The sequence below is a fragment of the Deinococcus radiophilus genome (assembly GCF_020889625.1).
In the GTDB taxonomy this organism is placed as follows: domain Bacteria; phylum Deinococcota; class Deinococci; order Deinococcales; family Deinococcaceae; genus Deinococcus; species Deinococcus radiophilus.
In genome coordinates this window covers 36,105-55,466 of the sequence record NZ_CP086381.1, presented here as the reverse complement: position 1 = coordinate 55,466, position 19,362 = coordinate 36,105, and the positions used below count along the sequence as shown (strand labels likewise).

General features: G+C 63.6%; 15 protein-coding genes and 1 pseudogene. 6 read left to right on the top strand and 10 right to left on the bottom strand.

The genetic code is table 11. From position 1 onward, the window contains the following. Positions 1-10: 10 nt before the first annotated feature. Both ppk2 and LMT64_RS11125 read right to left on the bottom strand, forming a co-directional pair. The gene (gene ppk2 / locus LMT64_RS11130; RefSeq protein ID WP_126353392.1) at positions 11-1,273 is read right to left on the bottom strand and encodes a polyphosphate kinase 2; all 1,263 of its coding nucleotides are present in this window, start codon (positions 1,271-1,273) and stop codon (positions 11-13) included. Positions 1,274-1,382: 109 nt separating this feature from the next. Next, positions 1,383-2,288 (bottom strand): tyrosine-type recombinase/integrase, encoded by a 906-nt coding sequence (locus tag LMT64_RS11125; RefSeq protein WP_211334204.1) that lies wholly within the window; start codon positions 2,286-2,288, stop codon positions 1,383-1,385. A 413-nt stretch (positions 2,289-2,701) separates the two neighbouring features. Between LMT64_RS11125 and LMT64_RS11120 the strand changes: the two genes are divergently transcribed. Next, entirely contained in the window at positions 2,702-5,389 is a 2,688-nt protein-coding gene (locus tag LMT64_RS11120) for a right-handed parallel beta-helix repeat-containing protein (protein WP_229253495.1), read from the top strand. A 6-nt stretch (positions 5,390-5,395) separates the two neighbouring features. Here LMT64_RS11120 and LMT64_RS11115 read toward each other — a convergent pair whose 3' ends face one another. Further along, on the bottom strand, positions 5,396-6,181 hold the full coding sequence (locus LMT64_RS11115; RefSeq protein WP_126353388.1) for an SDR family oxidoreductase: 786 nt from the start codon (positions 6,179-6,181) through the stop codon (positions 5,396-5,398). Positions 6,182-6,298: 117 nt separating this feature from the next. After that, the gene (locus LMT64_RS11110) at positions 6,299-8,137 is read right to left on the bottom strand and encodes an ABC transporter substrate-binding protein (RefSeq protein ID WP_126353386.1); all 1,839 of its coding nucleotides are present in this window, start codon (positions 8,135-8,137) and stop codon (positions 6,299-6,301) included. Between the two features lie 383 nt (positions 8,138-8,520). Between LMT64_RS11110 and LMT64_RS11105 the strand changes: the two genes are divergently transcribed. The 4 genes from LMT64_RS11105 to LMT64_RS11090 all read left to right on the top strand — a co-directional run bounded on the left by LMT64_RS11105 (position 8,521) and on the right by LMT64_RS11090 (position 12,933). Continuing rightward, positions 8,521-9,948: a CCA tRNA nucleotidyltransferase gene (locus LMT64_RS11105; RefSeq protein ID WP_126353384.1), complete on the top strand. Its 1,428-nt coding sequence runs from the start codon at positions 8,521-8,523 to the stop codon at positions 9,946-9,948. 141 nt (positions 9,949-10,089) lie between these two features. Further along, the gene (locus tag LMT64_RS11100) at positions 10,090-10,569 is read left to right on the top strand and encodes a fasciclin domain-containing protein (protein WP_126353382.1); all 480 of its coding nucleotides are present in this window, start codon (positions 10,090-10,092) and stop codon (positions 10,567-10,569) included. A gap of 228 nt (positions 10,570-10,797) precedes the next feature. Beyond that, positions 10,798-11,931, top strand: a complete 1,134-nt coding sequence (locus LMT64_RS11095; RefSeq protein WP_229253494.1) for a VanW family protein — start codon at positions 10,798-10,800, stop codon at positions 11,929-11,931. Between the two features lie 48 nt (positions 11,932-11,979). Then, the gene (locus tag LMT64_RS11090) at positions 11,980-12,933 is read left to right on the top strand and encodes an acetyl-CoA hydrolase/transferase family protein (protein WP_229253493.1); all 954 of its coding nucleotides are present in this window, start codon (positions 11,980-11,982) and stop codon (positions 12,931-12,933) included. Here the strand turns inward: LMT64_RS11090 and LMT64_RS11085 are convergent. Then, positions 12,902-13,907, bottom strand: a protein-coding gene (locus tag LMT64_RS11085; protein WP_229253120.1) for an IS630 family transposase whose coding sequence is annotated in 2 segments (ribosomal slippage) — positions 12,902-13,438 and positions 13,440-13,907 — 1,005 coding nt in all. Because the reading frame shifts where the segments join, the coding sequence is not laid out codon by codon here. The two genes, LMT64_RS11090 and LMT64_RS11085, sit on opposite strands and share 32 nt — an antisense overlap. 39 nt (positions 13,908-13,946) lie before the next feature. On the opposite strand from LMT64_RS11085, the pseudogene LMT64_RS11080 reads away from it, so the two are divergent. Beyond that, positions 13,947-14,369 (top strand): annotated as a pseudogene (locus LMT64_RS11080) (acetyl-CoA hydrolase/transferase C-terminal domain-containing protein); the annotation flags it as partial. On the opposite strand, the gene LMT64_RS11075 reads toward LMT64_RS11080, so the two are convergent. The 5 genes from LMT64_RS11075 to LMT64_RS11055 all read right to left on the bottom strand — a co-directional run bounded on the left by LMT64_RS11075 (position 14,366) and on the right by LMT64_RS11055 (position 19,280). After that, positions 14,366-15,406 (bottom strand): SIS domain-containing protein, encoded by a 1,041-nt coding sequence (locus LMT64_RS11075; protein WP_126352406.1) that lies wholly within the window; start codon positions 15,404-15,406, stop codon positions 14,366-14,368. The pseudogene LMT64_RS11080 and the gene LMT64_RS11075 sit on opposite strands and share 4 nt — an antisense overlap. Then, complete coding sequence (nagA, locus tag LMT64_RS11070; RefSeq protein ID WP_229253492.1) at positions 15,403-16,542, bottom strand: N-acetylglucosamine-6-phosphate deacetylase; 1,140 nt, start codon at positions 16,540-16,542, stop codon at positions 15,403-15,405. Before nagA ends, LMT64_RS11075 begins: the two co-directional genes overlap by 4 nt. A 27-nt stretch (positions 16,543-16,569) precedes the next feature. Beyond that, positions 16,570-18,327 carry a phosphoenolpyruvate--protein phosphotransferase gene (gene ptsP, locus LMT64_RS11065; protein ID WP_229253518.1) on the bottom strand — a complete coding sequence of 586 codons (1,758 nt, stop codon included), beginning with the start codon at positions 18,325-18,327 and terminating at the stop codon, positions 16,570-16,572. 61 nt (positions 18,328-18,388) lie between these two features. Then, positions 18,389-18,658 (bottom strand): HPr family phosphocarrier protein, encoded by a 270-nt coding sequence (locus tag LMT64_RS11060; RefSeq protein WP_126352403.1) that lies wholly within the window; start codon positions 18,656-18,658, stop codon positions 18,389-18,391. Positions 18,659-18,833: 175 nt separating this feature from the next. Continuing rightward, the gene (locus LMT64_RS11055; RefSeq protein WP_126352402.1) at positions 18,834-19,280 is read right to left on the bottom strand and encodes a PTS sugar transporter subunit IIA; all 447 of its coding nucleotides are present in this window, start codon (positions 19,278-19,280) and stop codon (positions 18,834-18,836) included. Positions 19,281-19,362: the final 82 nt, after the last annotated feature.

Here is a 19,362-nt window from a genome sequence, read left to right as displayed (position 1 = left end):
TAATGAAGCGTCAGCGCTGTTTCTTCCCCTTGACACTCGCTTTCCCGGCTTGCCCAGCCTGACCACGCTCCTGCCCTGGCTGACCCGGCACTTCGGCCAGATCTGGCAGGTCGTCGCGGTCGTACATTCCCTGCGGGCGGCCCACGATCAGCGGGTCGGGCGTGCCCACGTTACGGGGGTCGCGGTTATCGTACGGCAACGTACTCAGCACGTGCCGCATGGCATTCAGGCGCGCCCGCTTTTTGTCGTCACTCTTGACCACGTACCAGGGGGCATCGGCAGTGTCGGTATGAAAGAACATGGCTTCCTTGGCCCGAGTGTATTCATCCCATTTGTCCAGGCTGGCCATGTCAATCGGCGAGAGCTTCCACTGCTTGAGCGGATGCACCTGCCGCTCCCTAAAGCGGCGGCGCTGCTCGGCGCGGCTCACGCTGAACCAGAACTTGATCAGGCGCGTGCCACTGCGGACCAGTTGCCGCTCGAACTCCGGCACCTGACGCAAAAATTCATGGTATTCGTCCTCGCTGCAAAAGCCCATGACACGCTCTACCCCAGCGCGGTTGTACCACGAGCGATCAAACAGCACGATCTCGCCGGCAGTGGGCAGATGCTGAATGTAGCGCTGAAAATACCACTGACCCGCCTCAGTGGCGGTGGGTTTTTCCAGGGCCACCACCCGGCTGCCACGCGGATTTAGGTGCTCGGTAAAGCGTTTGATGGTGCCACCCTTGCCCGCTGCGTCCCGGCCCTCAAAAATGATCACGACTTTTTGCCCGGTCTCCTTGACCCAGGCCTGAAATTTGAGCAGCTCGATCTGTAGCTGGTATTTCTCCTGCTCATAAGCTTTGCGGCTCATGCGGTACAGGTAGGGATAGGCCCCCTCGCGCCAGGCGGGGTCCAGCTGCGCGTCCAAGTCGGCACTTTGCTCCGTAGGCTCTGTCTGTCCGCGCCGCAGTTCACGGATCAGATGCCGCTGCTCATCAGGCGAAAGGGCGTCCATCAGGGTGCGGGCCACGCTGTCCAGATCGTCAATCGGGGTTTTGAGCAGGATGTCCTCGGTGGCCACCGCCCGTGAGCCGAGCTTGTTCTCGCCGCGCTCATCGGTGTGGCGGTCCTCAATCCGCCGCTCGTCCAAACCGTAACTGTGGGGATGCACACGGGTATTGGGGAGTAGCTCGGCTTGCTCCTCAGGCGGAGCGACACGGACCGCTGGCGGGGCCTTGGCCGTGCGGGCGGGGCGGCGAGTGCGGGTCTCCGTCTTGGATTTGGACATACCCACAGTTTATGATTCGCTACTGATATTGCGTTAGGGAAAAATGTCACAAGCAGATGATGAGGCGCTTTTTTACGCCTGCAGCAGTGGCCAGGCTATTTCCTTTTCGTCACCTTTCCTCTACAGCCTGGCCCCCTACTTTCGGTCCCTTCTTCTTCTCTTCCAGCACGCCCTGGGCCAGTTCCAGCGCTTCGGCGTAGGCTTTGGGGCTGACATAACCGGCATCCTGATAGGTCAGAATCTGCCCAAAGTCACGCAGCGCCGCCTGACGCAGGTGCGAGGGTGGCACGTAATCCACGTTCGCCAACCGGGACGCCCGCCAGAGTGCTTGGCGAAACCCCGCGTCGGTGCGGATGGTCAGCAGATGCCCTTTAGCGAACAGCCAGCCACCATGTTTGTCGGCGAGGTCCTGCAGCGCCCGTAACACCTCGGGAGCCAGATGGGTCTCGGTCCGGCGGCGCAGAACCGTGCCGCGCTGCGGGTCAATATCCGACCATTTCAGATCCAGCACCTCGCCGGTGTGAAAGGCCTGACGGGTCATCAGGTGCAGCGCCGCCCGCAATTCCGGGTCCTCGGTCTGGGCAATCAGGCGCACGATGGCGTCACGGTCCGGCAGGTAATTCAGTTTGCGCTGCGCAGGTGGACGCCTAAAGCCGTACAGCGGGTCCTGGCGGATCAGCCCCTCTTCGTACAGGGCGCGGTACATCGCCCCCAGCAGCGTCAGGCGGGTGCGGACCGTATTGGGCTTGGCCGTGTCGGGTCCGGTGCGGGTTTCGCCCAAGGGTGCGCCCAGCCAGGCATGAAAATCTTCAGGTGGGCGCAGCAGATCAACCCCGTCACGCGCCGCGGCCTCAAAAATCCACTTGAGGGTGGAACGCACCGTATGCTGCGGCGCACTAAAAGCGTCCGGGAGCATCGCCACCACCCGGTCCAGGTCGGCCTCCTGCACTGCGCGCGCCAGCTTGATCTGACGTTCGTCCTGCGGCGCGGCGCCTTCGCTGCCTGCTTTTGTCATACGCGCAGTATGTGGCCTGGCAGCGCGGCTGACAAGGTGTAGGGCTGGTTTCTGTAGCGGCAAGGGTCAAATGCCAGTCGCCTCTCCCTGTCACAGCTGGATGACTGATGAGGCATTGCCTGGGTACGGTCCATTGGCCAGGGGTCCAGGCGGTAGGGCCGCGCTGTCGGGAGAGAGCAAGGCTCAGAACTTAAAGATGATTTCTAGAGGCTGCCCCTGAACATCGCAGAGGTGGGCGTACCTGCGCGGGTTATAGGCGAGCAGACGGGCACAGCTCCGCAGGAGAGCGAGGAGCCATAGATTGGCTTGGACCTCACACCCATGTTCCGGATGATTACAGGGAAGCAAACAGCCACTGCCACTGATTTGGCCTGCCCCGGCGCCATCTTCGCTATGATGACGGCACCCTGTTTATGACCGATCCCGTGCGCCCCCTCCCCCCTCTGGTTCCTGGCGACTGGGCCGGCGACTTCGAGGTGACCACTGTGCGCGATGTCACCTCTCTGCCGCCTTACCAGGTGCAGCGCTACAGTGTGCGTCCCCGTCAGGGTGAAGACACGCTGGTGTTGCGCCGCATCACACCGCCGCCGCCGGGTGCCCATGCCGAGGCCTCCTGGCTGGCCGAAGTCGCTGGCCGCTCCGCAGCCGAGCGCCTCCCGTTCGACCGGGCCGTGGCGGCGTGGAGTGATTCCGGGGCCAGCTATCTGGTCCGTGCTGAGCGGCATGGGCAGACGCTGGAAACTTATCTGCGTTCCGCTCCACCACTGGACGCAGCTGACGGTGAGGCACTGGCCCGTGGGCTGCTTTCGGCGCTGGGGCCTCTGCACACCCAGGGCCTGCACCTGAACGGCCTGAGTGCCGCGCACATCTGGCTGGATCAAAGCGGGACCGTGGGTTTGCGTGACCTCTGGAGTGCCCTGAGCGGTGGCGGCAGCGTGAGCGAGGATTTGCAGCGGCTGGGGCAGCTGCTACGGGTCAGCACAGCGCACACGGGCGGCACACCATTGGGACGGCTGCTGGACGCCCTGCAAGCCCCAGCAGGAGCTGGCCTGCCCATCTCGGCAGGCGCAGCGCTGCGGTTGCTGGACCGGGCCGCAGACCCGGCGGTCACGGCACTGGACACGGTGATCGCCACTGCTGCTGCTTCGGTGGAGCAAATTCCACCTGCTCACCCCACCGCCTCCCCAGCGCCACGCCCCCTCTGGCCCCGCCTGCTCCCGCTGGCGCTGCTGTTGGCGGCTGGAATCGGACTGATGCTGGCGCTGCCGACCCTCCGTGATCTGGCCTCTCAGAGCGCAGCGTTTACGCCCAACTCCGCGGCGATCCAGGAAACAGAGGAAGCTGCCTCCGGAGTCCCTGCTGACGCCGAGGCTCCTGCCACCCCTGGACGCCAGGTCATGACCCTTCCGACCCCTCTGAACCTGCGTCCAGCGGCCAACACCAACGGCGAACCGCTGGCGGTGATTCCCGGACAGAGTCTGCTGGATGTCCTTTCAGACAAAGGAGGCTGGAGCAAGGTGCGCTACGGCGAGCTCACCGGGTGGGTGAGCAACGAGTATGTGCTGCCTGTTCTACCAGGGGCGGAGGTCACGGCGCTGATGTCTGCGGCCGACCAGGGTGGCCGCGTGACCCTGGCACGCGGGGTCTATCTGCTCAGCCAGCCACTGGAACTCACCCTTGATACCGAGCTGATCGGGCAGGGCGCGGACCAGACCTACCTGATCGGCAGCCAAGGACAGAGTGCCATATCGGTACGTGATTCTCGGCTGCTGCTGCGTGACCTGAGTGTGCTGTGGAATGGTACTTCACCCGGCCAGGCCGTGCGGATAGACCGGGGCCACTTTCAGGGTGAAAGTATCGTCCTGAGCGGGGGCCGCGAGAACGACGCCGACCGCTCACAAGGCAGTGGCCTGTGGCTGCGGGCGGGAGCATTGGGAGAAGTCTCAGGCAGTTCGCTGGTCCGCAACGCCATCGGCATCAGCGTGACTGAGGACAGCCGCGTGGTTCTCACTGACTCGGACCTGCGCGCCAACCGCTTTGCTGGGGCGCTGCTGGATGGCCGCAGCAGTGGTACGATCAGCGGCAGCCGGATAGAGGGCAACAATGAGGATGGCGTGGTCATCGGCGGCGAGGCCACCCCGGAACTGCAAGGCAACCGTATTCGGGGCAATGGTCAGCGGGGAGTAGAAATCAGCGGCGCAGCCACGCCCACCCTACGCGGCAATCAGATTGAGGGGGGGCAGTTCAGCATCGGCGTCGGGGGAAGCGCTCAGCCCACCCTGCTGGACAACACCCTGACGGGCGCTGCGGATACAGCGCTGCTTTACCGCACGCAGGCGGGTGGAACCGCTGAAGGAAACACCATTGAGGGCACCCAAACCGGTATCCGGGTCAGCGAGGCGGCAGCACCGACCCTGCGCGGCAACCGGATTCAGGCCAGCCGCGGTGAGGGCCTGAATTACAGCGAGGACGCAGGTGGCAGCGCTGAGAACAACCAGATTGAAGGCAGCGTGGGCAGCGGCATCCTGGTGGCCGGCAACGCTGCGCCGCGTCTGGACAGCAATCAGGTGCGTGGCGGGCGTGGCAGTGGCCTGATCTATCTGGGAAACAGCGGCGGCGAGGCCACCCGTAACGTGCTGGAAGGCAACGCCGAACACGGCGCTGTCATCAAGGGGGAGGCGCGACCTCAACTGATCCAAAATGCGCTGCGCGGCAATGCCGCTTACGGCCTCGTGTTCAAGGAGGCAGCGGGCGGCGGCGGCGAACGCAACCTGTGCGAAGGCAACCGCTCAGGGCCAGCCTTGGTGCAACTCAACCCGCAGGCTTTCGGACCCAGTTTTGGACGGGACGACTGCATGGACGGAGTGCGCTGGCCGCCCCCTGTTCCTCCCCAACCTGCCGCCCCGAAAACACCGTCAAACGGCACCGCTGGTCAGGAGACTCCAGCGCCGTCCGCACCACCCGCCCAGGCGCCTACCCCGCCTGCTGTACCTGTCACTCCAGCGGAGCCTGCTCCAGCTCCAGCTGCGCCAGCATCTACGCCTCCCCTACCCACGTCGCCCGCTGTCCCAGCGACACCCGCCCCTACATCTACGCCCTAAGCACGCTCAAACGCGCCGCAGAGGATATTTCCTGCTGTAGTGGCTGGGGCCTGTGCCGTGCGCCGCGAGCCACTCCCTGTAAGTGCAGCCCACTGACTCACAGCGCGCCGGAATCAGCCTGCCTTTACGCAGGGCAGGAATCGGCAGCGGCAGATGCAGAAGATACCGCCGCCGACTGCTGCGGGCTGCAATCCGGGCCATGTCACTCAGGGACAGCCGCTCTGGACCTGCTATGTCCAGCACCCGCCCAGCGGCGGGGAGCAACGCCAAATCAGCCAGCCGCACTCCGACCGCCTGGGGCGCGACCGGCTGCATCCGGAGGTGAGGGCTGGCCAGTTGCAACGACCCGAACCGCAACTGCTTAAGCAGATAGTCGGCCAAGTCAAAGAACTGTGTGGCGCGCAAAATGGTATGCGGTAGCCCACTTCCTTCAATCAGCCGCTCACTGTGTAACTTGGCACTGTAGTAGGGAAAAGCGGTCACCTGGTCGACGCCTGAAATGCTGACATACACCAAGTTCTGAAGTCGGCCTGCATCCTGCTCGGCTTGCAGCGCATGAATCAGATTGGCCGTCATCTGCTTGTCCTCGTGAGCGGCCAAAGCTGTCGCACAGTGGACCACCACGTTAAACCCCTGGATGGTCCCACCCAAGCTATCCCTGTTCAGCAAGTCACCTTGCAAGTCGGCCTGATCACTTCGGCCAAAGCCCTGCGCCTGGATGTCCCGACTGCGCAACTCGTTCAGAACGCTGCGGCCCAGCACTCCGGTTGCCCCGGTAACAAGGATGTTCATTTTTGCTGTCTCCTGTTTGAAGGTTGCCGACGTACTTTTCTGAAGTGATACCGGTCATAAGTTGAACACAAAACCGGGCGGCCCGATATCGGGTCGCCCGGCTGATCTTGACTCAACTCAGTTCTTGCTGATGTCTTTCCACAGCACGCCCATATTGAATGCGCGCATCGGATTGTAGGTTTCCTCGCTCACGCCCTGCAGGTTGTCGCGGACGGCGCGAATCTGCGGGTTGGTGGGCATCATGATGAAGAGGCCCTGGTCCATCGCCCGCTCTGCAATCTGGCGGTACAGCGCTTCACGCTGGGGCACATCGGTGATCGAACGTGCTTCTTCGATCATCTTGTCAATCTCCGGATCGTTGATACCGGTGCGGACGTTGTAGTAGCCGTTGGTGTGGTAGAAGGTGTACACGAAGTTGTCCGGGTCAGCATAATCAGGGGCCCAGGTGGCCACCGTCAGCGCTTCTTTACCCTCGCGGGCATCCGCGAGAATCTCGCTCCACTGCTTCTGGGTCAGGTTGATCTTGAACTTGGGGTTCATTTGCTCAAGGTTGGTTTTGAGCATTTCCATCATGGTCTGGTGGGCCACGTTGCCCTGACGTGAGGAAGCATTGATGGTAAAGCCATTTTCCCAGACCTGACCACCCCAGGCCTGTTTGAGGTACTCCTCGGCGGCGGCCAGGTCGAACTGCGCCGCAGGCAGTGCCGGGTCATAGCCCATGAAGGTGTCAGGCAACATGAAGTTGCGTGGCGTGCCTTTGCCGTTTTGGACCTGATCAATCATGACCTGTGGATCGAAGGCAGCGATAAAGCCTTTACGCACGTTGATATCACTGAAGAAGTCAGCGGGAATGCCCTGGCCGTCCAGCTTGCCACTGCCCAGGTTGACCGGATCGTCCACACTCTGGTTCATGGAGATGCCGAAGACGTAGGTGTCCGGCAGGTTGTCGATGATCGCCACACCTGGCTGTCCGGCCAACTGGTCTTCGATAAAGGGGCGTCCGCCCGCCACTTCGACGATATCTGCATCGCCGTTGAGGAAGGCCTGATTGCGCGAGGACTCCTCAGGGACGATCTGTAGGACCACGGTCTTGAGGGCCGGAGCCTCACCCCAGTAATCATCGAAGCGCTGCACCACGATGGTGCTGGCGTCGCGGCTCTGCAGCTTAAAGGGGCCAGTACCGCTGGGCTCCTGTGACAGCGGGCTGCCTTCCAGCTCTTTGCCCACAGCGTCTTTCCAGGTGGCTTCGGTTCCGTCCCACTCTCCGATTTCAATGGCGTGCTTGCTGTCCACGATGCTCTGACCGGTATAGGCCAGCTTGGACACGAAGGAGGGGTCCACCTTGGGCAAATTGAAGACCAACACGTTGTCTTCGCACTGCACAGAGTTGTCGATGGCTTCCCAGGTGACCAGGCCGTCTTCATCATCGTTGGCATTGGCGGGCGTGCCCAGCAAAGACTCCGACAGGAACCAGTTTCCGCTGGACCCGGTGTTGGTCACCAGGTTGCGCTGGAACGAGTACTCGGCGTCGGCGCAGGTCATGTCGTTGCCGGTGTGGAACTTCACGCCGTCGCGCAAGGTAAAGCGGTACTGCAGCCCGTCATTGACCTCTTCCCACTCGGTGGCAAGCGAGGGAACCATGTCGGTCAGGCTGGCGCCGTCATAGGTGACCAATGTTTCGTAGAGGTTCTCCACGACCTGCCCGGAGCTGGTGTCATAGGTGGTGCCAGGGTCCAGGGTAGGAATATCTGCCGACTGCTGGACGACCAGGGTGTCTGCCGAAGCCTGAACTGGGGCCGCCGTTCCCTCAGCCGCCGTATCGGTCGCTGCGTCGGTGCTGGCGGCGTCGGTGCTGGCCGTATCCGTGGTGGTCGTGGTGGTTTCGGTGGTCGTATTGTCGTTACAAGCTGCCAGCAAAAGGGTGCCGGTCAGCAGCAGCAGCAGTTTCTTGTTCATCTGATCTCCTTGGGGGTAGGCTCCGGCTTTGCCGCCAGCACCACTTGGTCAGCGACGGGTCAGCTGCACCTGTGGGACTCACTGAAATGAATCAAGCCGTGTTTATTTATACAAGTCCCATACGGCAGTTGCAAGCCATTCTGGAGTGTCCAGACGTAAAGTCGGCTGGATCGGCGAGGCCCAGGCGCTAGACCCGACTCATTCCCCCTTACACTTGAGAGAACCAACCGGGACCACCGCCTGACTGTTCAGCACAGAATACGAGAGGGACAGCAATGTTTATTTTGCAAGTGATTTGAGCAGGATGGACCCGCAGTGCCAGCATTTCTTTGCAGTCTTCGCTGGCCCATCGGCGGCTGAAAGCCAAGGCTACACTGAGGGGTATGACCAAGCTGCTGTTCGCCCCTGCCCGTGAACTGCTGAGCCTGTGCCGGACGCTAGAGGGCAGTGGCTGCGAGGTCTATCTGGTAGGCGGCGCGGTGCGTGATGGCCTACGTGGTATGCCCAGTCAGGACCATGACCTGCTGGTACGACATCCCCACCTCTCGGCTCCGGAGCTGCTGACACAGCTGCGGGAGCGACTGGCTCCAGCCCCGGTCTTCGAGGTCGGTGCCGCTTTCAAAGTCCTCAAGGTGCGCTGGGAGGGCGAGTGGCTGGACCTGGCCCTGCCAAGCCAGCAAACGGACGGTGGCTGGCAAAGTGACCCCCGCCTGCCGCTCCAGGGCGATCTGGCCCGGCGCGACTTCACCGTCAATGCGCTGGCCTGGCCGCTGTGTGTGCCTGCGGTGGACGCACCGAAGCTGATTGATCCATTTGGCGGACAAGATGATCTGCGGGCCGGGCGACTGCGAGCGGTAGGTTCGGCACTGGACCGGCTGAACGAAGACCCGCTACGGATTCTGCGGGCTGCCCGCTTTGCCGCTCAGGGTCTGCACCCCGACGCCGAGCTGAGTGCCGCGGCGCGTCAGCTGGCCCCCCGGCTGACCAAGGTGGCTCCCGAACGGCTCTGGCAAGAATGGACCCGGCTGTTTACCGCGCCCCGGAGCGCTCAGGGCCTGCGCTGGCTGGCCGAAGTCGGGGCCATGCCCCTGCTGGTTCCCTTCTGGCCGGAAGTGGACGGTCTGGAGCAGCATAGCCCCTACCACGCCCAAACCGTATCCGACCACCTGCTGAGCGTGGTGGGCGAGTTGGACCGCATGGGGGCAGCTCCCTTGACCAAGCAAGCTGGTTTCTTTCATGATCTGGGCAAGGGACGGACCCGCACGCTGAGCGCCGGGCCACACGGCCTATGCGGGCATTTTTACGGACATGAAAAGGTGGGCGCCGAGTTAACCCGGCAGGTCCTGGACCGTCTGCGGGCCGACCACCGCCGCAGCCGGGAGTTGGTCACGCTGGTACGGCTGCATATGCGTCCCGGCCAGGTGCAGACCCGTGCTGCGGCTCGCCGCCTGGCCGCCGCGGCTGGGAACCTGCTGGAGCCGCTGCTGGACCTTTATGCGGCTGACCGTCTGGCCCATATCGGTGCCAACCCAGAGCAGATCGCCGCCCAGCAGGGCCGGATTCGCGCCGCCACTGCCGACTTGCCCAGGGGCTTTACCCAGCATGATCTGGCCCTCAGCGGCCACGCTTTGCTGGAGCTGGGCCTCTCGCCGCAGCAGGTGGGACAAGCCAAACGCTGGCTGACTGGGCAGGTGCTGGAAGGAAACCTGCCCAACCAGTCAGCCGAGCTGCTAGAGCGGGTAAAAATTCAACTTTCCCAAACAAATAAGGCGTGCAGCACTCTCTTTTCAAATGAGAAGGCTAAGCACTAAATCAATGCCGAGTGTACACTTATTTACTTTTAAGAGCTGACGGAATTCTTATGGTGCAGGAACCAAAGCAGCAAATTTTATTGAAATGCCCTCTACTAGGCTGATTGGGGGGACTTTACTGCTGCTCATGGAGGTGTTGATATGAAACAAGTCCTGACCATGACCGCCCTCTTGCTGACCGGCACGGCTGTGGCCGGCGGCGGCAGCGCCGTGCCTACAGGTAACTCTATCGCCGCCATCGTCGCCAACGACCCCAACTTCAGCACCCTGCTCAGTGCGGTGCAGGCCGCCGGGTTGACCCAGGAACTGGCCAGCGGCGGCCCCTACACGGTCTTCGCGCCGACCAACGCGGCCTTTGCCAAAGTGCCGCAGGCTCAGCTGAACGCCCTGCTCAATGACCGTGAGCAGCTGCGGGCCGTGCTGCTGTACCACGTGGTTCCCGGCAAGGTGACCTCTGGCCAGGTGGTGAATCTGGATTCGGCCACCACCGCCAATGGCGCTGACCTGGACATCATGACCAACGGCGGCAAGGTGATGATCAACGACGCCACCGTGACCAAGGCGGACGTGCAGGCCAGTAACGGCGTGGTGCACGTGATTGATACAGTGCTGCTGCCCTAAGGAAACTATCCCGTGAACCGGGATCGGCAGGCTGCCAGAGGGCTGTTCCTCAGGGCAGCCTGCTCGGCTTTGCTCCCAGTCCCAGGCCCGGCCCAGCCGGACGACCGCTCGCCAGAAAGGATGGCTCTGCCCTTGCGTTTGCGCTTTCTCCTTCCCCTGCTGCTCGGCTGCACCGTGCTGCCTGGCTGCCAGCCACCGGCCGGGCAGCCTGAGCCGGCGGCCCCCACGGTGACGGCTCCTGCAGTCCGCCCGGCGGCCCCAGCGGCGGCTGAACCTGAGCCAGTCGCCCAGCCGCTCACCGTTCAGTGGACCGCTGACGAACCACAGCTGATCGGCGGACAGGTGCAGGCCCGCTCGCTCAGCTTTCAGCGCGAGCTGCCGCGCCCGGCCAGTGCCGACGACCCGGCCTTCCGCAACCGGCTGGAGGCGCTGTACACCGAGTTGGAGCAGCGTCAGCCGCGCGACATTCGCTGGCGGCGGGTGGGTGAGCGCTGGGTGGGCGCGGCGCAGCACGGCTGGGCGGTAGACCGGGAAGCCAGCTGGGAACGGGTTCGGGCGGCACTGGCCGCCGGAGAAACGTCGGTCACACTGGCCGTCCGCACGGTGGCCCCCCAGCGGGATGTGGCCTGGGCTGCCGCGCAGGGGCTGGGGCATCTGCACAGCGGCCAGTCGCAGTTCGCGGGCAGTCCCGACTTCCGGGTGCACAACATCCGGGTGGGCGCGGACAAGGTGGCGGGGCAGTGGCTGGAGCCGGGCGAGACCTTCGACTTCAACGCCAGCGTGGGACAAATCAACGCCGCGAACGGCTTTCAGGAGGGCTATGTCATCACGGGCGACACCCTGAGCATGGAGGACGGCGGCGGGCTGTGTCAGGTGAGCACCACGGTGTTCCGGGCCGCTTTCGGGGCGGGCCTGCCGATCACCGAGCGGCACCCTCATTCCTATCAGGTGGAGTATTACGGCGAACCCGGCCTGGACGCCGCCGTCTACGCACCGGGCAAGAACCTGCGCTGGGTCAACGACACCGGCGCGCCGCTGCTGGTTCAGGCCGAGTGGAACCTGGAGACCGAGCAGCTTTTCATTCACCTGTTCGGCCGGGACGACGGCCGCGAAGTCACGCTGGGTGACCCCCAGATCACCGACTTTGCGCCGCCGCCCGACCCCACCTTTGTCGCCGACCCGGCGCTGCACGGCGAAGAGGCTCAGCGGCTGGACATGCCTGCACCGGGCGGGCGGGTGACCGTCACGCGGCGCATCCAGCGCGGTGATCAGGTCAGCGAAGATCAGCTGGTCAGCCGCTACCGGCCCTGGGGCGGCGTCTTTGCCGTGCCGCCGGGAGACGGGCGGATAGGCAGCCCCTGAAACCGGGCGGTAACCAAATGCCTCGGCCCACAGATGAAACAATGAGACATGCAGCCCTTTTCACGTGACCAGCAACCCGAGCGACTCACGGCCGCCGAAGCGATTTCGCGCCTGCAACCCGGCTGGCGGGTGGCGCTGTCCGGCAATGCCGCGACGCCCACGCCGCTGCTGCGCGAGCTGATGAACCAGGGCGAGCGCCTGCGCGGAACCGAGCTGTACTCGGTGCTGCTGATGGGCGACAACCCCTTTCCCGACGAGGGCAGCCCGTTTATCCGCCGCGCTCTGTTCATGGGGCCGCACGACCGCCGCGCCTACGGCAAAGGGCAGGTGGACTACATCCCGGTATTCCTGAAAGACATTCCAGAGCTGTTCTATTCGGGGCGCTTACCGCTGGACGCCGCCATCGTGCATGTCTCGCCGCCGGACGAGAGCGGCTTTGTCAGCTTCGGGACCGAGATCGTGGGGGCGCAGGCGGCGGCACGCATGGCCCCTTTCGTGATCGCGCTGGTCAACCCGCAGATGCCGCGCATGTACGGTGACTGCCACCTGCACATCTCCGAGATCGACGTGATCGTCGAAGACGACTTCGCGCTGCCGAGCGTAGCCGCGCATGACCTGAGCGCCGAGGAGCGGCTGATCGGGGGGCACATTGCTGATCTGGTCGAAGACGGCGACACCATCCAGATCGGCATCGGGGCAATTCCCGACGCGGCCCTGGCGGCGATGGAAGGCAAAAAGGACCTGGGCATGCACACCGAGCTGATCAGCACCTCGGTGATGCACGCGGTGGAGGCCGGGATCATCACCGGACGGCGCAAGACCGTGCACCCTGGGCGCATTCCCGGCACGCTGGTGCTGGGCACGCCTGAGCTGTACCGCTTCGTGGACCGCAACCCGATGTTTCAGATGTACCCCAGCAACTACACCAACGACGTCGGTTTGATCGCCCGCAACCGCCGGATGACCTCTATTATTGATAACGGCGTAAGTTGGCGTCCATAAGCTGACGGGGCAGGTGAATATAGCGGACCCGCTGCCAGGCGGTGACAAGCCTCTTTTTCAGCGCTCTTATGGAGTGGGCACAAAAGTTCCCCAACACATTGCGCTTGACGTAGGCCCACACCAACTCGATCGGGTTCAACTCTGGAGCATACGGAGGCAGAAAGATCAGAGAGAGGCGTTCGTGGGAACCCACGAACGCCTGGGTTACTTTCGCGTGATGAATTCTCGCATTGTCCAGCACCACGACGATGTTCCCCTGAACTTGGCGCAGGATGTGCCCAAAGAATCGTATGACTTCTCTACTCCGGATCGCTCCGGATATTGTGTGCTGGAAGAATCGTCCATCTGAAGTGATCGCCCCAATCGTTGAAAGCTTCTCCCAGTTTGCTCTGAGCTTGACCAGGGGCGTGACGCCCCTCACCCCCCATGTCCGTCGCTGGACTCCTTTCAGAGAGAATCCGACTTCATCCAGATAGATGATTGTGGCTCCCTCAGCGACCTTTTTTTTCCAACTCCGGCAGCACCTGTTCCCGCCAGGATGCGATCCGAAGTTCGTTCCGCTCAGCGGCCCGCCCATCTGGCATCTGTGGGCTGAAACCCAACTTTCGTAGGATTTTGCGGACGTGATCATGGTGGTACCACACATCAAAGTGCCGCCCGATGAGCTCTGCCACACGTTTTGTCGTCCAGGTTTCGTCAGGAAACCCATGCTGCAGAGCACCCTCCTGCAGGAGGGTGCGAAGCTGGTCGTGCTGAGACTCAGTCAGTCGAGCAGGACGACCAGAGCTGACCGTCGCTTGCAAGCTTCCCTTCTTTCTGAGCCGAGCACTCCAAGAAGTCACCGTGAGCACGGAGACGCCAAAGTGAGCAGCGATTTCGCGGTGTGTGTGGCTGCCTTGCTGCAGCCACTCGGTAGCAGCCAGGCGCCGCTCCTCAAGTTGGGCACGAGAATATTGGTTCGGTTGCCATTCCATGGTCCCTGGAGTTTAGCAGCGCATACTTGCGCCGCTATCAATAATTCGGCGGTAGAAATTGACCTGACCGGGCAAGTCTGCGCCGACTCGGTGGGCACGCGGATGATTTCAGGCTTTGGCGGGCAACTGGATTTCGTGCGCGGGGCCAATGCCAGCGAAGGCGGGCGCTCTATCATGGCGGTAACGAGCACGGCGCGGGTCAGCGGTCAGTCCGCCTCACGTATCGTGCCGACCCTCACAGAAGGCGCGGGCGTGGTGACTACGCGGGGCGACGTGCGCTACGTCGTGACCGAATACGGCGTGGCTGACCTGTACGGCCGGAGCCTCAGCGAGCGCGCCCAGGCGCTGACGCACATTGCCCACCCCGACTTCCACGAGGAGTTGCGGAGTGCCGCCGAGGCCCGGGGCCTGCGTCCACTCTCCGTATCCCCAGCTTTGGCGGCGCCGACCCCCACCCGTTAGCGGGTCTGGGTCACCTTGCTCAGCAGTGGTGGGCGGTCGGGGTCCTCACCGCGCTGCAAGGCCAGATGCGCGGCGAACAGATAAAAGGCGAGTGCCGTGGGAAGAGGATCGGTAAAAGGATGCCCTGTTCCCGGCACGCGCAGATCACTGCCCTGCGCTGGACCGAGGGTTTTCAGATCGGCCCCGGCCCCCTGCAACTCGGCGTAGGCCTGAGCAGTGGCCTCAGCGGCAGCGTCCCGTGAAGTTAGACCCAGCAGGGGCACCCCCTCGGCGATCAGTCGCTTGGGACCGTGGCTGAATTCGGCGGCGGAGTAGGCCTCAGCGTGAAGGCCACTGGTTTCTTTGAGCTTCAGGGCCGCTTCCCGGCCCACACCGAAGTTCAGCCCCCGCGAGAGCACCATCAGGCTCTCGGCAAAACGGTAGCGCTCGGCCAATTCGCGGGCCTGATCTTCCAGCGCTAATGTCTCCTCGCACACCTCCGGCAAGCGGTCCAGTGCCGAGCGGAGTTCAGCGTCGCCCGTCAGCTCGGCCAGCAGCGGCAGGGGCGCGTGCAGGCTGGCCAGATAACTTTTGGTAGCGGCGACAGCCTTTTCAGGCCCAGCCTGCATCGGCAATACCCATTCGGCGGCCCCAGCCAATTCACTGCCCTCGACATTGACCAGGGCCACGGTCACGGCCCCGCTGCGGCGGGCGGCCTGCACCGTCTCCACCACATCTGGGCTGGCTCCCGACTGTGACACCGCAATCACCAGCGCCCCATCCAACCGCAGCTCGCGGCCATAGAGGGTCTGCACGCTGGGGCCCATACTTCCCACGGGTAGGCCCAGACCGACTTCCAGGGCGTACTTCAGCACGGTGCAGGCATGGTCGCTGCTGCCCCGCGCCACGGTAATGGCGTAGGGCGGCAGCTTCCCGCGCAGCCGCTCCGCAAGGGCACGGGTCACGGCGGCGTTCTGCCCACGTTGACGGCGCAGCACAGCGGGGATTTCACGGGTTTCTTGCAGCATCAGCGGTTCTGATTTTCTTGACTCGGTCATGGTTCTCCTAGGGTGAGCTGCGGTGCAATGAGCCGTTCACCGCCCAGATACACGTCGGTAATTCTCAAGTCCTCGTCCAGCACGACCAAGTCGGCACGCTGCCCTTCCAGCAGTTTGCCCCGGTCAGTTAACCCCAGGGAACGGGCCGGGTGGGCGCTGGCCATGCGACTCGCTTCGTCTAGTGGGATGCCCGCTGCCACCACATTCCGCAGAGCCTGGTCCATGGTCAGGACGCTGCCAGCCAGGGTGCCGTCTGCCAGGGTGGCGCGGCCGGCCTGCACGGTGACCGCCTGCCCACCCAGCTCACTCTGGCCGTCGCCTAGGCCAGCGGCCCGCATGGCGTCGGTGATCAGCATGACCCGGTCAGGGCAGGCGGCGCGGGCAAGCAACAGGCTGACCGGATGGACATGCTGAAGATCAAAGATCACCTCGGGAAATACCGCCGGATGGGCCAGTAGCGCTCCCGCCGCACCAGGCGCACGGCCCTCGATGCCGCCCATCGCGTTGAACAGGTGTGTGGCGGCCAGCCGGGGGTGTGAGGCCAGCGCATCCAAAAAGTCGTCCGTCTGGTCGGCGTCAGCGCGGGTGTGACCCACCCCGATACGGACCCCTGCGGCGGCCAACTGCTGGGCGGCAGCGGCCACACCCGGCACTTCAGGCGCCAGGGTCACGGCCCGCAGGCAGCCCTGGGCCAGCACCTCGGCCACCTGCTCCGGCGTGGGCTGAACCGCATAAGCTGGCTGCGCCCCCAAGCGCCCTGGGCTGATGAAGGGCCCTTCCAAATGGGCTCCCAGCACCTGCGCTCCATCCGTTAAGCCGCCCGCCGCTTGTAGGTCCAGCACTTGCCGCACACCACGCAGGGCAGCCAAGACCTGTGTCCAGGGAGCGGTCATGGTGGTGGGCAGCAAGCTGGTCGTGCCGTGACGGGCGTGGAGGCGGCACAGCGTCTGCACCCCAGCGGGGCCGTCCATCACATCACCGCCCCCGCCGCCATGCACATGGGTGTCAATAAACCCAGGCAGAATGTACCGCTTGGCCCCAGCTTGGGGCGGCAAAGGCGTGACCGCCTCAATTCCCTCACGGAAACTGAGGCGGCCATAGGTCAAACCCTGCGGCAGGGCCAGCCAGCCGGTCATAGCGAAGGCTGGACCGGCCATCACCGTTTACTCTCCGCCCTGGGAATCAGTGAAAGGTTGCGCTACAGCGTCACCGAACTCGCGGTGCACCAGCGCCTCCACTTCGGCGGCAGTCCCCAGCGTCAGGGCTTCGGCAGCCACCCGCTGCGCCTGCGCCAGATCCAGGTTCAGCAATTGCTCGCGGCGCGAGAGCAGCGCGGGCGCACTCATGCTCAGCTCGGTCACGCCCAGGCCCACCAGCAGCGGCATCGCCAGGCGGTCACCGGCCATTTCGCCGCACACACCCACCCAGCGGCCATGGTGGGCTGCACCTTCACAGGTGAGCTGAATCATCTTCAGCACGCTGGGATTCAGCGGCTGGTAGAGGCCCGACACCTGCTCGTTCATGCGGTCAGCAGCCATGGAGTAACCGATCAGGTCGTTGCTACCCACCGAGAAAAAGTCGGCTTCGCGGGCCAGGGTGCCGGCCAGCACAGCTGCCGCTGGCACTTCGATCATGATACCCACTGGAATGTTCTGGGCAACTTCTGCGCCCTCAGCCAGTAATTTCTGGCGTTCTTCTTCCAGCAGCGCTTTGGCCTGGCGCAGTTCTTCCAGGGTAGACACCAGCGGGAACATGATCTTGAGATCCCCGTGAACACTGGCCCGCAGCAGCGCTCGCAGCTGCACCCGGAAAATCTCGGACCGGGCCAGACAAAGCCGGATGGCACGGAATCCCAGGAAAGGATTTTCCTCTTCCGGTAGGTCCAGGTAGGGCGCAGCCTTATCCCCGCCGATGTCCAGCGTGCGGATAATCACGGGCTTGCCGTGCATCCCTTCCAACACAGCGCGGTAGGCCAAGTACTGTTCCTCTTCGGTGGGTAAGCGGTCCTGCGCCATGTACAGAAACTCGGTACGGTAGAGGCCCACGCCTTCAGCACCGTACTCCAGCGCGATAGGCAGGTCCGCCGGGCTGCCGATGTTGGCGGCCAACTCAATGCGGGTGCCATCTTTGGTGCGACCCTCGGTGCCGACCAAGGCCAGCAGACGGCCCTGACGCTCGGCATAGGCCTGGGCACGGCTCTGGGCTTCGGTCAGGGCACTTTCGCCCGGCTCCACCAGCACGCGGCCCAGTTCGCCGTCCACGATGAGAGAAATACCGCTTTCGAGGGTCATGGCAGCCTCGCCTACACCAACTACAGCTGGAAGGCCCAGCCCGCGCGCCATGATGGCCGAGTGACTGGTCCGGCCACCCACCGCCGTCACGATGCCCTTCACCAGCTCACGGTTCAGCGCCGCCGTGTCACTGGGAGTCAGGTCATGGGCCACCAGCACAGCAGGCTCGCGCAAGTCGCCCAGCGAAGTCAGTGGACGGCCCAGCAGGTGCGACAGCACCCGGTTGCGCACATCGCGCAAGTCGGCGGCCCGCTCGCGCATGTACTCATCTTCCATCGTCTCAAAGACAGCAATAAAGGTGTCGGATACGGCACCCAGGGCCGTTTCGGCGCTCTGGCCACCCTGCAGCCCAGCCGCGACCTGATCCAGCAGTTCGGGGTCGTCCAGCATCAAGAGGTGCGCATCGAAAATCTCGGCGTGTTCTTCGCCCAGTTTCTGTGCCGTCTGCTCACGCACAGCTTGAAGATCGGCGCGGCTCTTTTGCAGGGCCTCATCGAAACGCTGCTGCTGCTCTGCTGCGTCCGCACCCGACTCCTGCGGCTCAAAGCGGAGGTCTGGGGGACGCAATACGAACGCCGGGCCGATGCCCAGACCCGGCGACGCAGCGATGCCCGTCAGCCGCCGGGCCACGTCCAGCGCCGTGGCCTCCTGCGCTGGACTGCGGGTGCTGGCCTTGTCGTTGGGCAGCCGCTCAGGCACGCTGGGCCAGTCCCTGCTCGACCAGTGCCTGACCCACCGTATCCAGGGCCTGCTGGGCATCCTCGCCTTCGGCGGTCAGGGTAAACTCGCTGCCCTTGGTCAGTCCCATGCTCAGCACACTCATCAGGCTCTTGAGGTTCACGGCCTTGCCTACGCTCACCAGTTTCAGGTCAGCAGTAAAGGGAGTTGCCACCTTGACCACCGCCGAGGCTGGGCGGGCATGCAGGCCGTGCTCATCAGTCACCACAAATTTTTGTTCCATAGGCCGAGCATAGCCCAGGCTCCCGTAGCCCTTGTTGAAGCCTGGTAGGTCAGAACCTGAAGCGGCAGTTCATGTGTGGTTTAGAGAAAGTTGCGGGCATCGTTGCCGTTCACGCAAGAAGAAGGGAAGAGTTGGCCCAAAGACCATCTCCTCCTTGAGAGCTATTTGGCTGACCTTAGGGTGTGATGCTCAGCTGTCCAGTATCCGAGAGCTGCACCTGCTGGCTGTCATCCAGATTGGTGAATAACACTGGAGTTAGCGTGCTGGGCACCCGGCTGCCGATCAGATTCAGGTCGGCGCGCAGAAGCGGCTGGCCTGCTGTTACGCGGTCGCCCTGCTGGACCAGCGCGGTAAAGCCCTCACCGTTCAGATTCACGGTATCTACCCCCACGTGAATCAGCACTTCCAGACCACTGTCGGACATCAGCCCGATGGCGTGGCGGGTGGGAAAAAAGGTGACAACCTGTCCGGAACAAGGCGCACGCACCTCGCCGTCCACCGGCGCAATCGCAAAACCGGGTCCCATCATGCCGCTCCTGAAAACCTGATCGGGAACCTGGCTCAGTGGCACCGTGCGGCCAGAAAGGGGCATGGTCCAGTCACTGGGAAGTTGTGGATTCATGCCCGGCACCTTAGAACCTGGAAGGGGTTCTACACCGACTAAAGGCGTCTTATGGCAACTTCTGGTCAGAGCTGAGCCACAG

Coding starts and splice junctions, on each gene's coding strand:
- ppk2 (WP_126353392.1), bottom strand. CDS start 1,273: ATGTCCAAATCCAAGACGGAGACCCGCACTCGCCGCCCCGCCCGCACG.
- LMT64_RS11125 (WP_211334204.1), bottom strand. CDS start 2,288: ATGACAAAAGCAGGCAGCGAAGGCGCCGCGCCGCAGGACGAACGTCAG.
- LMT64_RS11120 (WP_229253495.1), top strand. CDS start 2,702: ATGACCGATCCCGTGCGCCCCCTCCCCCCTCTGGTTCCTGGCGACTGG.
- LMT64_RS11115 (WP_126353388.1), bottom strand. CDS start 6,181: ATGAACATCCTTGTTACCGGGGCAACCGGAGTGCTGGGCCGCAGCGTT.
- LMT64_RS11110 (WP_126353386.1), bottom strand. CDS start 8,137: ATGAACAAGAAACTGCTGCTGCTGCTGACCGGCACCCTTTTGCTGGCA.
- LMT64_RS11105 (WP_126353384.1), top strand. CDS start 8,521: ATGACCAAGCTGCTGTTCGCCCCTGCCCGTGAACTGCTGAGCCTGTGC.
- LMT64_RS11100 (WP_126353382.1), top strand. CDS start 10,090: ATGAAACAAGTCCTGACCATGACCGCCCTCTTGCTGACCGGCACGGCT.
- LMT64_RS11090 (WP_229253493.1), top strand. CDS start 11,980: ATGCAGCCCTTTTCACGTGACCAGCAACCCGAGCGACTCACGGCCGCC.
- LMT64_RS11075 (WP_126352406.1), bottom strand. CDS start 15,406: ATGACCGAGTCAAGAAAATCAGAACCGCTGATGCTGCAAGAAACCCGT.
- nagA (WP_229253492.1), bottom strand. CDS start 16,542: ATGACCGGCTGGCTGGCCCTGCCGCAGGGTTTGACCTATGGCCGCCTC.
- LMT64_RS11060 (WP_126352403.1), bottom strand. CDS start 18,658: ATGGAACAAAAATTTGTGGTGACTGATGAGCACGGCCTGCATGCCCGC.
- LMT64_RS11055 (WP_126352402.1), bottom strand. CDS start 19,280: ATGAATCCACAACTTCCCAGTGACTGGACCATGCCCCTTTCTGGCCGC.